Annotated in this window: 9 protein-coding genes; 4 read left to right on the top strand and 5 right to left on the bottom strand. The window is 37.5% G+C overall.

Going from position 1 to position 11,021, the window contains the following annotated elements; all coding sequences use genetic code 11:
* Positions 1 to 172: 172 nt before the first annotated feature.
* Complete coding sequence (locus DKM50_05190; GenBank protein PZM81931.1) at positions 173 to 376, top strand: hypothetical protein; 204 nt, start codon at positions 173 to 175, stop codon at positions 374 to 376.
* Between the two features lie 287 nt (positions 377 to 663).
* Here the strand turns inward: DKM50_05190 and DKM50_05185 are convergent, their stop codons facing one another.
* From DKM50_05185 to DKM50_05170, 4 genes are all read right to left on the bottom strand, one after another.
* Positions 664 to 1,698, bottom strand: coding sequence for a DUF1016 domain-containing protein (locus tag DKM50_05185; protein PZM81930.1), 1,035 nt, complete (start codon positions 1,696 to 1,698; stop codon positions 664 to 666).
* A gap of 24 nt (positions 1,699 to 1,722) precedes the next feature.
* Positions 1,723 to 2,790: a hypothetical protein gene (locus DKM50_05180; protein PZM81929.1), complete on the bottom strand. Its 1,068-nt coding sequence runs from the start codon at positions 2,788 to 2,790 to the stop codon at positions 1,723 to 1,725.
* Positions 2,791 to 3,538: 748 nt separating this feature from the next.
* Positions 3,539 to 4,375: an IS91 family transposase gene (locus tag DKM50_05175; protein PZM81928.1), complete on the bottom strand. Its 837-nt coding sequence runs from the start codon at positions 4,373 to 4,375 to the stop codon at positions 3,539 to 3,541.
* A 4-nt stretch (positions 4,376 to 4,379) separates the two neighbouring features.
* On the bottom strand, positions 4,380 to 5,222 hold the full coding sequence (locus tag DKM50_05170) for an integrase (GenBank protein ID PZM81927.1): 843 nt from the start codon (positions 5,220 to 5,222) through the stop codon (positions 4,380 to 4,382).
* A gap of 629 nt (positions 5,223 to 5,851) precedes the next feature.
* Between DKM50_05170 and DKM50_05165 the strand changes: the two genes are divergently transcribed.
* The 3 genes from DKM50_05165 to DKM50_05155 all read left to right on the top strand — a co-directional run bounded on the left by DKM50_05165 (position 5,852) and on the right by DKM50_05155 (position 9,199).
* Complete coding sequence (locus DKM50_05165; protein ID PZM81926.1) at positions 5,852 to 7,270, top strand: ATP-binding protein; 1,419 nt, start codon at positions 5,852 to 5,854, stop codon at positions 7,268 to 7,270.
* Positions 7,267 to 8,202 (top strand): hypothetical protein, encoded by a 936-nt coding sequence (locus DKM50_05160; GenBank protein ID PZM81925.1) that lies wholly within the window; start codon positions 7,267 to 7,269, stop codon positions 8,200 to 8,202. Before DKM50_05165 ends, DKM50_05160 begins: the two co-directional genes overlap by 4 nt.
* A 622-nt stretch (positions 8,203 to 8,824) precedes the next feature.
* Positions 8,825 to 9,199 (top strand): hypothetical protein, encoded by a 375-nt coding sequence (locus DKM50_05155; GenBank protein ID PZM81924.1) that lies wholly within the window; start codon positions 8,825 to 8,827, stop codon positions 9,197 to 9,199.
* 16 nt (positions 9,200 to 9,215) lie between these two features.
* Here the strand turns inward: DKM50_05155 and DKM50_05150 are convergent, their stop codons facing one another.
* Positions 9,216 to 11,012 carry a hypothetical protein gene (locus tag DKM50_05150; GenBank protein ID PZM81923.1) on the bottom strand — a complete coding sequence of 599 codons (1,797 nt, stop codon included), beginning with the start codon at positions 11,010 to 11,012 and terminating at the stop codon, positions 9,216 to 9,218.
* Positions 11,013 to 11,021 lie beyond the last annotated feature (9 nt).

Raw genomic sequence — 11,021 nt, 5'->3', positions numbered from 1 at the left:
ATACGGCATACTAAAGGCTTGTATTTAGCCTTTATATTTTTTTCTCAAAAACGGGAAAAATAATTGTCGTTGGACAGGAATCATAGTTGACGTTAATCAATGGGCTAATTATTATGGAATGACGCAATACCCAATGCAGTTACGTAAAATAGAGGCACACTTGAGGAGAAGATTGAGAGCACGAATAATCGTGCAACAAAAGAGGAAAATTAATCTAGTACACAAGTTGGAGAAGATGGGTATAAACAGAAGTGACGGTCGCAGAGCAGTATACCGTAACCGAGGGACATGGGCTATGTCACGAATAAGCGTAGTCGAGAAGGCATTTTCGGTAAGATGGTTCGTAGAAGCAGTAGGGCAAAAAAATCGTGTCTGATAAGAAAGAAGTGCATTGGTTTGGGATAAACAAATACATAAAACTGTCATGAAGAGCCGTGTACGGAACCGTACGCACGGTTCTGTGAGAGGACGGGGCTCATGCCCCTCCTACTCGACCGTTATGCCACCGGACTTGAGGTTAACAGGAATCATCTGGAAAATATTGAACATCATTCGCGCACAAAGCCCTCTGAGACACGATGTCGAAGAGGGGGCAACAGACAATCAGGACGATTGGCTGTTGAGGTGGTAGCTTATAAATCAACACGAATTGAAAAGCTTGTTTTATTCTGTAAGCTCATTCTCCAACCCCTTTTCCAGTTCTTCGATGGATGGGAGACTGGTTTTTAAATCATCTGGGATAGCTTCTGTTAATTTGTATTCGGCTATTCCCATCGGTTTTGTTGTATCACGTAATGCGTATTCTGCTGTAAGTTTTTTCTTGGTCTTACAAAGGATGATTCCGATTGATGGGTTATCATGTTGTGATTTTAGCAGATCATCTACAGCAGAGAGATAAAAATTCATCTTACCAACATATTCCGGGAGAAAATCGCCGATTTTTAACTCGATGACTACATAACAATGTAGCCGGGTATGATAAAAAAGCAGGTCAATGTAATAATCTTTTTCATCAAGCTCAAGGTGATATTGGCGACCAATAAAGGCGAATCCTGCTCCCAGTTCAAGTAAAAAGTCAGATATATGCTTAATAAGTTCTTTTTCTACTTCACGTTCATGAGCATCATTCCCAAGGGATAAAAAATCAAACTTGTACGGGTCTTTAATGATTTCTATTGCAAGATCAGAAGTTGGGGCCGAAAGTGTTCGCTCAAAATTTGTGGTTTTTTCTGCCATTGCCTGACGCTGATATAGATTGTTCTCTAACTGATGAACAAGTATATTGCGTGACCAGCCATTTTCGGCAGTCTTTCTTGCATACCAGAGTATTTCATTTTGAGAATCGATCTTATCCAACAACGTAATATTGTGATACCAGGTAATTTGTGCAAGCACCTCTTGCACAATTATATTATCCGGGAAAGTATTGGCAAATTTACGCATATACTTTAGGTTACGCGAAGAAAACCCCTTCATATCAGGAAAAGTTTTTTGCAGATCAGCAGCCAGCCGGTCAATTACTTTTGCTCCCCAGCCTTCTTTCTTTTGTTGTTCGAGGATTGTGTTGCCTATATCCCAGTATAGTAATAGCATTTCGGCATTTACAGATAATGTTGCTTTGATTTGGGCAGTTTTGATCTTTTGCTTGATTAGTGAAAGAGTATCGATGTATGATTTGTCAGGTTTTATATTGCTCATTATGAAATTGCTCCTCAAATTACATTATAATTTTTTTTTATCAATGATTCCTTTTTCCATGTTGAAAATTATTTGTCTGGCTTCAACTTTTGACCCTTTTGAGCGATTACACTTCCAACATAATGTTTGCAGGTTATTTTCTGATGTAATACCTCCTTTCGCAAGAGGAACGATATGGTCTATTTCTAATAATAAATTTTTTTCATCATTAATTGATAATCCGCATTTCTTACAAGTATAATTATCTCTGATTTTGATTATTTCTCGTAAATTTGATGTCATTAATGCTCTTTGGCCTTCAATACTTTTTCTGAATTTTACTAAGTCGTGAAGATGCTTTATAAATTTATCTAGATTTTCTATGTTTAATTTTATATCGCATTTAGAAGAACTATTTCCACCAGGTGATACATATTGAAATGTATAAATTGGAAAGTACAAGTCGCTCAAATCAATAGCTTCCAACCCTAATTTTTTAATCAACTTATTTTTACTGAAAGAATATATTAATATGGGAATGGAATTGCTAATATTGTTCAATATTAAATCTCTTTCGTTTTGCAATAATATTTTTCCTTGTTCAGCAGCAGCAAAATCATTCAATACACTTTCAAAATTTGACAATGTTTCTTCGTTTATTTCTATATCAAAGTATTTGCAAAGATATTTAAATGGCTGAGTACTCGCATTTTTGCAGACAGTTGCAGAGCAATTGTGTTTTAGATTACTTTTAAAGTCTTTACTCCATTCTTTTCTTTTGAAATTATAATTACTATTGTCATATAAATGGCTTTCTCCGTAATCATATGACTTTATATTCACATATGAGCACTTTAACTCTTCAATATGATGATTTAGTTCATTGCAGTTTTTTGTATGGTCTTTAATGCTATCTTTAATATTTTTAAAATCATTACTGTTGAAATACAAATTACTGTAAATTTGATAAATTATTAACATTCCTCCGCAGATTATGGTAATGATTACTATTGGTTGTATTAAAAAAACTACAGCAGATATAATAAGGTATACTGCATATACAATTAAACCTAGAATAATTATTAAGATATTGCCTGGCATTTTCCTTGGCATTTTTATTTCTTCCCTATTGCTTCTTTTTCTATTACAAATTTTATAATACTATAAATATCAAAATTACTCTATAATTCCCGCGCTGGTCAGGACGACCGGTGCTTAGAGGCTGACACGATGTCAGCCGACTTTCTTGCACGCGAATGATGTGGTCTTGAGGCAAGGAGACAACTCATTTAATACCCGGAGGTGGCATAATGTCCATCTAATGTTAAAGCACGGAAGATCGTGAGAAGCCGGTGAGCGTGGAGGAGGAGTCGCTTCTCATGTCTTCAGTGCGGCGTTGAACAGAGGCGCGCAAGAAAGCTGTTTAGTTGCTATGGGAATTCAATCGGTTTTGTGGCTGTGAATTGAAGACTGTAACGATAAGAATAGCGAGAAGATCAAGAAAAACAGGAGAATTTAAAGAGTAGTCAAGCGTGTGGATCAAGCAATGCTGTCTCAAATTTGAAATACGGTCTGGCATAGATAAAAAACGATAGAGATAGGGTATAGCTATCCTGGGGCTATCTGAGATAGCAAATGAACGCAGGTAAGAAGTTAATATTATAACAATCAAAATTGTTTCCTTTAAGGAGGAATAAAAAGCCAGCTGATAAGGTTTTTTGTGATCAAATATCCTTTGCCGCAAAAAGGGCAGATAGAAATATCAAATCCTGTTTTTTCAAAAATGGCCCCGGCACAAGCAGTATGCTCCGGTTTAGTACCATGAATACCCGAAGACGATACAGACATTCCAAGAAGCTGTTTAGCTAACCCTGTTATTTTTTAGTTCCAGAATTCTGTAATTGCTGATAGCAATGCGGTGAGTGTATTTACCCAGATATTTGATGACAGATTCCGGGCTGTTGAAAGTTGGCTTGGAGTAAACGACCCATTCAATTTTATATAATTTACTGATAATCTTGAACAGCTGAACAGTCTGACCAATTCCCCGTCCATATTTGAGTTTGTCCTCCTTCATTAAGATCTTTAGGTAATAAAGGAACTTTTTCTTGAATAAAGCCGATAGGACCTGTACAGGGATCAGGTAATCATTTTTACAGGAAATCCATTTGGTTTGATCAAGAGACAAGCCACCGCCCGGAACGATGCAGTGCAGGTGGGTATGTTCCAGGATTTTCTGATCCCAGGTATGGAGTACGCCGATAAACCCAACCTCAGCGCCCAGATGTTTCTGGTCTTTTCCAAGTTCGATGAGTGTTTCCGAAGCACATTTGAATAAGAGATTGTACATGATTTTCTGGTTCATGAGAATGATCGGTTCAAGCAGGTCGGGTAGTGTAAAAACCACATGAAAATATTGGACCGGAAGTAGGTCGTTTATTCTGGCATCGATCCAGTTAAGAGTTCTGCGGAATTGGCATTTGGGACAGTGGCGGTTTCTGCAGGAATTGTAAGATATTTCTACAGTACCGCAGTAATCACAAACAGTTTGGGAGTTGGCCCCAAGAGCAGGGGTCCTGCAAAGTTGAATAGCGTTCATAGTTTTGTGCTGCCAGAGGGATAGGTTGTGCGAGCTTCTATATTGATCGCCATGCATACGGAAAATATCCGCGACTTCGATATCCGGTTTTTTCAACATGGATTTAGAAATTATCGAAAGGGCTGTTGATGCCTGATAGCGATTGACTGGTGGTGTGGAGATAGATGAGTGTGGTTTTAAGGAGCGCGTGGCCAAGCAGGCGTTGAACAAAAAGGATGTTAACGCCGTCTTCGATGAGATGAGTCGCAAAGCTGTGACGGAGGGAATGGAAGGAGACATCTTTGGTAATGCCAGCAGCTATTTTAGCTTGATGAAAAACACGCTGGATTGTTCTGGTCGTAAGTTGTACATCAGCAAAAAGGTTGTTTTTCTTGCCTTGGAACAAGAAGTTGTTTGGTCTGTAAATAGCATAGTATTCTCTGAGAATATGTAAAGTTTTTTTCGAGAGGATAGTGCTTCTGTCATAACCGCCTTTAGTTTTTCTAATATTGAGCATTAGTCTATCACTGTCGATATCTTTTACCGTGAGATTAACTACTTCAGAGACTCTGAGTCCGGAAGAATAAGCAACAGCAATCATGGCTCTGTGCTTTTTGTTAGTAGTTACGGAGAGTATTTTGTTGATTTCTTCCCGGCTTAGAATGACAGGTAATCTTTTTTTGTCTTTTTTGAACATAGGGATATTGAGCATGACCTCAGGCTGGTTGAGGATGTTTTTGTAAACGACGCTGAGAGCCGAGTAATATATTCTGAGAGTAGAAGAAGCTCTGTTGATCCTGATGAGATGGAGAAGGAAGTTCCTGACTTCTATATTTCCAAGCTGTTTTGGGCTTTTATGATAATAATCCTCAAAACAACGCAAAGCACTAAAATATGCTTTTTGGGTTTTTTTTGCATACCCTTTCAGTTTCAGATATTCTTTTAGTTTTTGCTGGATAGTGTTCATATAGGTCTCCTTTATTTGATAGATATAAATAACTATCGAAATGAAGTGAGAATATTTCTTAAATTATTGGGGGTAGACTAGGAAGGGCTGGTTTAGTTGTAAGTTTCAGAAGCGTTGTGACTAGCGACTATTGTCGCTTTAGTTCAACGTCCGTGGCATATCTGACGCGAAGAGCCGGGGTGCCCGCTGGGCCGGCGATTGAAGTGTCTCATCGTTGACTGGAGTCAACGACAAGGAGCGTGTTTGTCGAAGCAGGCAAGCCTGAACAAATCCAAACTCACTAAACAACAAGTTATCCCTTATAAACAAAAGCGACGCAGCCCGAAGGGTGAGCTTGCAGATCATGCCACTGTTATGTTCCCGAATCCGATGATGTCGGCGGAGCAATATGCTATGCTGTTTCTAGCATATTGACGGAACAGAAACAGCATCGAGATCGAGGCAAGGCGCCCTTTAGGGTTTAGCCGGAGGCCGCCGCAGAGTTGTTGACGGCGAGGCTAGGGCGTAACTGGAATAGATGTCTTTTTCGCCGACATTAGAGCTTAGGCAAGGACGCCTAATCTCTTTTTGTTTTTCTTTTATTGAAAAGATATAATCATTTTGTTAGTATTATAATCATATATTAATGTATTGAATCATACGCTTTAGTAATCGACTATTTTGTTAAGGAGAATGTAGTGATAAAACGCTTTGTAATAACAAAACTTTTTGGTTTTCGCGATGTTGATATTAAGTTCAAAGATAATGTGAAAATTTTAATAGGTGAAAACGGTTTAGGTAAAACAACTATTTTAAATGCTATGTATTTTGTTTTGACCCAAAAATATCATAAATTGGTTCAAATTAATTTTGAAAGTGTAATGTTGGTTTTTGATGATAATAAGACTATAAAGTTTAAGAAATATGAATTGGAAAACTATATAGAAATGTTAGAAAGAAGTAATAATAAAAGGATACCTAAAAGTTTTTTTGAAGGTATAAATATTAATGATATAAAAAAATTTATAACTGAAGAGAAAGATACTTCTATTGAGAAAATAATCCAGTATCTTCTTGTTAATAAAGTAAGACAGTTTGCCCCTTTACGCATTATGGCTCGTGAATTGATGTATTTTGCATCTGAGCCTCTGTTTGAAAATTTCAAACAATGTGCAGCGATTATCGATTCGAAAAAATTTTCAGTTTTGTATTTTCCCACTTATCGCAGGGTTGAAGAGGATTTAAAAAATTTAGGCAAATTTAGAAGGCGGGTTGGCCATCAGTCTTTTGATGATGATTATATAACTGATGAAATAGAAGAAGATATAGAAATTAGTGAAGATATATTAATTCATTTTGGTATGGAAGACGTGGAGTTACGTATAGGTAATATTGAGAAGCTAATAAATAAATCAACTATATCTGGATTTTCAAAATTAACCGGAGAAATGCTATCTCAATTATTAAGAGGGTTTCCTGCAATTGACGACAAGGCTATAGATGCTTTAGATGAAAATACGGTAAAAATTATTATTCATCGAGTTGGAAATAATCTATCAGATCAAGATAGAAATACTATATTGAATCTATTAGAAAAAAAAGATAGTTTAAAGAAAAAACAACATTTGGTGTATTTTATTCTGAAACTGATTGATATTTATGATCAACACAAGCATTTAGATGATTCTGTAAAAAAGTTCGTGTCAGTTTGTAATGAATATTTAAATGATAAGCAATTTATATATGACGAGAGCTCTGTTGATGTTAATATTTATAGAAAAAAGCAAGATGGTTGCCAAGTTTCTTTAAGTATGCTTTCTTCTGGCGAGAAGCAGATAATATCTCTGTTTTCGAAGTTATATTTAGAAGATAAAAGCAATTTGGTAGTATTGTTTGATGAACCAGAGTTGTCTTTGTCGTTAGAGTGGCAAAAAATGTTACTTCCCCATGTTGTAGATTCTAATAAATGTATATTTTTATTATCAGTTACTCATTCGCCTTTTATATTTAATAACGATCTTGATAAATATGCGTCTGGAATGAGTTTGTATGTAAAGGAAAAAGCATGATTGTTGATGAAATGTTAGAAAAAATGCGAGCAGAAGTCGAATCTGAATATGTTGCTTTTACTCAGTTCGCATCAGCATATAAACCTGATAGTGATATCCTGTATTGTTTTTTTGAAGGTAAGGATGATATTAAGTATTATTGCAATCGAATAGAGATTAAAACAGGAAGAGTGTATAAGGATTTTATCTGTGGCGGTAGGGAAAATGTGATTAATATTAATAAAATGATGTCCCGTATTGAGGGATACCGTGATGCTAGTATTTGTTATTTTGTTGATATGGATTACGTTTGTGAAAAGCTTGATGAATCTATTTATATCCTCCCATATTATTCAATTGAAAATTGTTATGTTCAAAATTCTTCAATAAAAAAAGTAATTCTTCATGAATTTGGAGTTGAAGAAAACAGCAAAGATTATATTAAAATAATGAAATTATATGAAAATTTAATAAAGAAGTTTCATGATAATACTTTGCTTTTAAATGCTTTTTTAGCAGTACAAGCGGATTTGAGATTAAAAACTAAATCCAAAACTTATTTGAAAATTGATGATTCTTTGAGGAATTATTTTAGGTTCTTAGTGAAAGATGATTTGAAGAGTTTATGTGATTTAAATGATTTAAAAAAGATATCAATAATTAGAAAAATATTTGAGGATGCTCCTCAAATTGCTGCTGCCGAAATAAAACTTAAGATAATTTATTTTAATAAGAATGATAAGGGAAAATATTTTAGAGGTAAGTTTGAACTTATGTTTTTTATATCTTTTTTAAAAAAATTGAAAAATGAAGTGTGTAAAAAAGATTCGAAGATGTTTGATAAAAGATATAAATGTAATTTAAGTTTTGATTATGTTAATGCTATTTCTCTTTTGTCTCAATATGCAGAAACGCCTCGATCACTTTCTATGTATTTGTCTCTCCTGCATTAATTTATTATAAATCCGTCATGCGCACGGACGCGCATGACACCGCCAGTCGGCGAAAAAATAATCTGACCAAACTATGCAACTTGTTAGTAATCCAACACCAGTCAACAATTGAACATAACTAAATCATATGCGAAGTGTTTTGGTGGATAAATGTGGAATTTAGTATGTTTTCCGAACTTATCGTGATTTTTTTTTGGATAAATGAGCTGGGCTTTGCTATTGGAAAAACGCTTGAGAACCAAATGGCAGAACCTATTATTCCTAAACTGTAATCGCGTGCCGGTTAAGCTGCTTGTCGAAAGATTTATCCTGAAGACTTTAATCCTATAAGTATCTGACCGTTTGAAAAATTCTTTTATTGAGATGCTTGAACAAGGGTTGTTGTCGATCAATGAGTGACTCAATTCTGCTGTCCCTTGCATATTCTGCCGGAGTGCATGTCAGCCAAACAGTCAATTGGCGGGAGTGTGATATTGACTCCTCAGAATTAGTTGTTAGGATTAAGCATGGGAAATGAAGCAAAGACCGGAATTGAAAAAAAGATAGACTCCGTTATAATTCAATTAGCATTAACCGGAAAAAGCGGTTTTTTTAATTATCGAATGAAAGTGAAGTGTTTTTGATGAAAAGGGTTATAATCATTGAGGATAACAAATCCATACCTCAAGGCACGAGTCATGTTTTTCAGCACCTTAATGTGAGAGCTGATTGTGCTGGATCGCTGGAAGGTGTCCTTGCCTGCATTCAGGAGAACATCTATGCAGCAGCGGTTATAGATATCCCGATTCCTGGAATCGATATGGCGGAACTTAATAAAACTATCCGGGAAAAACAACCAGCTATTCTAATAATAGCGACTACCTCGCAGGACGAGGTTCACTCCAGAGACCATTTTTTGAGTTTGGGGTTTGATGAAATACTGTACAAACCATTTAACTTCGAGCAATTAATGAATTACCTTTATTTAAAACAGGTAAACGATGTCCCGGCTGGCTGACAGCCTCGGTTATCGACTATTTTTTCTGTGCACTGGAAAAATAATTCTCAAGTCCTTTTCTGATTGCAGTTGCCGATTTTTTCTGGAATGCCGGATCGATGAGCTTCTGATATTCTTCCGGATGGATCATAAACCCGACTTCAACCAGCACAGCGACGGGGTTCGTTGGACGGGCCAGGACCAGGTTGCCCCAATAGACTCCGTAATCAATCAATCCAAGATCTTGCAGGAGAGAGCGCTGTATTGCCCGGGCCAGCGGGAGTGCCTGGAGATGATAATAATAGGTGCTTGAGCCATGCTCAAGATAGGGATCACGGCCATTGGGCAAGGCATTATTGTGAATACTGATCAGCACATCAGACTTGGCATCTTTAGCGGCGTTTACGCGCTGTTCAAATGAGGGGTTTTCATCCTCGGTTGTTCGTGTCATGACGACAATTGCGCCGAACTGTTCCAGTTCCGATTTTAAAAATGCAGCTATGGCGAGGTTAACTGTTTTTTCTTTGACTCCGGTTGGCCCTATAGCGCCAGCCGCTTCTCCCCCATGTCCGGGATCGATGGTAATTGTTTTGCCGGAGAGGATTCCCTTCGCGGTATTGGTGCGAGGTATTCTTAGTTTTATGACCAGGGTAGTTCCTTCGTAATCCGCCTCAAACCCATGAAGTGCCGCAAACCCCGGTCGAATGTTAATCTCACAGGTATCAGGTCCGCTCTGATTCCAGGTAATATTATCGATAGCGCAGTTCCCGGTTGGATACCGGACGAAATCCAGATTGATCAACGCTCCAAACAGCTGCAGCTTTAGGCCGGACTGGTCAGTTTGATCTAATATGTAAGGAAGCTTTTCTTTTAACGGTATCTTGATAATAATGTTTTGTGTGCTCTGGTCCAAAAATACCTGATAGAGTTCACTGTGCGGCAGCGATGTTCCGGGCGGTAATAATTCGATGAACCGGGATTCTATCCAGCCGTCCCTGTTTTTTCCCATCTGAAACCGGTAATATGTGCCAACTTTCCCGGTTATATGTATTTTGACCCCTTGGGGAAGTGGAGTCAGCCGGTTGGCATCCGGAGCTGTTCGAACAACCGCGTTCTGGGTGCTGGTTTGCGCGACAATAGGAAATGCATCCGATAGCACTGTTAAGGTCGAGGGTAATGTTTGGGACACTTCTTCATTGCCGGAGGTTAGCTTAACAACTATAGCTGTTTTCTGAAAGTGATCGGTTGGCTGAATAGCGTACGTTCCTTGATATACCCCGGTGCTCTGTTCCGCTTTTATTGGCTGGTTTTCACAAAAAACGGGTTTGGAAATGTTTTTGTACGATAATGTCTCCTGCATGGGGATATGTGTTGATCCGATCTTTGCGCTCGCCTTATGTCCGGGAGATCCTCTGAATGCGATTTTTATAATATCGCCAGGCAGATATTCCATTTCCTGTCCGGGAACCATGTTGATTGTTGAAATCCGCAAGGGCCTGGCAGTGAAGGAGTATTCAGGGGTTGGTTGATAGACTATAATTTCTTTTGTCTCTTTTCCAGCCTCAAACCAGAGTTTATTCATTCCTGGGCGTACCGGAACTGTAGTAACAAAGCTGCCATTAGGATGGACTTGGACCTGTTTGTTATTAATAAAAAGGGTGTGTTTCGGATCTGATTGTCCGAGTACTATAACTGAGGGAGCATTAATAATCTCGGATTGGCCGGGAGTGATAACGGTGATCGAATTAACACAGGCAGTAATGGCAAAAAAACCACATAGAAAAGCGATTAACTGAGATTTTTGCAGGAATAATTTGTTTTTGTTGAAATACATTTACTCTAT

Source organism: Candidatus Margulisiibacteriota bacterium, from assembly GCA_003242895.1.
In the GTDB taxonomy this organism is placed as follows: Bacteria; Margulisbacteria; Riflemargulisbacteria; order GWF2-39-127; family GWF2-39-127; genus GWF2-39-127.
Note: the sequence above shows the minus strand (reverse complement) of the source record. Positions and strands in the feature narration are given on the sequence as shown.

Excerpts from the sequence above, each read along its gene's own strand:
- DKM50_05185 (PZM81930.1), bottom strand. The coding sequence starts at position 1,698 with ATGAGCAATATAAAACCTGACAAATCATACATCGATACTCTTTCACTA.
- DKM50_05180 (PZM81929.1), bottom strand. The coding sequence starts at position 2,790 with ATGCCAAGGAAAATGCCAGGCAATATCTTAATAATTATTCTAGGTTTA.
- DKM50_05175 (PZM81928.1), bottom strand. The coding sequence starts at position 4,375 with ATGTTGAAAAAACCGGATATCGAAGTCGCGGATATTTTCCGTATGCAT.
- DKM50_05170 (PZM81927.1), bottom strand. The coding sequence starts at position 5,222 with ATGAACACTATCCAGCAAAAACTAAAAGAATATCTGAAACTGAAAGGG.
- DKM50_05160 (PZM81925.1), top strand. The coding sequence starts at position 7,267 with ATGATTGTTGATGAAATGTTAGAAAAAATGCGAGCAGAAGTCGAATCT.
- DKM50_05155 (PZM81924.1), top strand. The coding sequence starts at position 8,825 with ATGAAAAGGGTTATAATCATTGAGGATAACAAATCCATACCTCAAGGC.
- DKM50_05150 (PZM81923.1), bottom strand. The coding sequence starts at position 11,012 with ATGTATTTCAACAAAAACAAATTATTCCTGCAAAAATCTCAGTTAATC.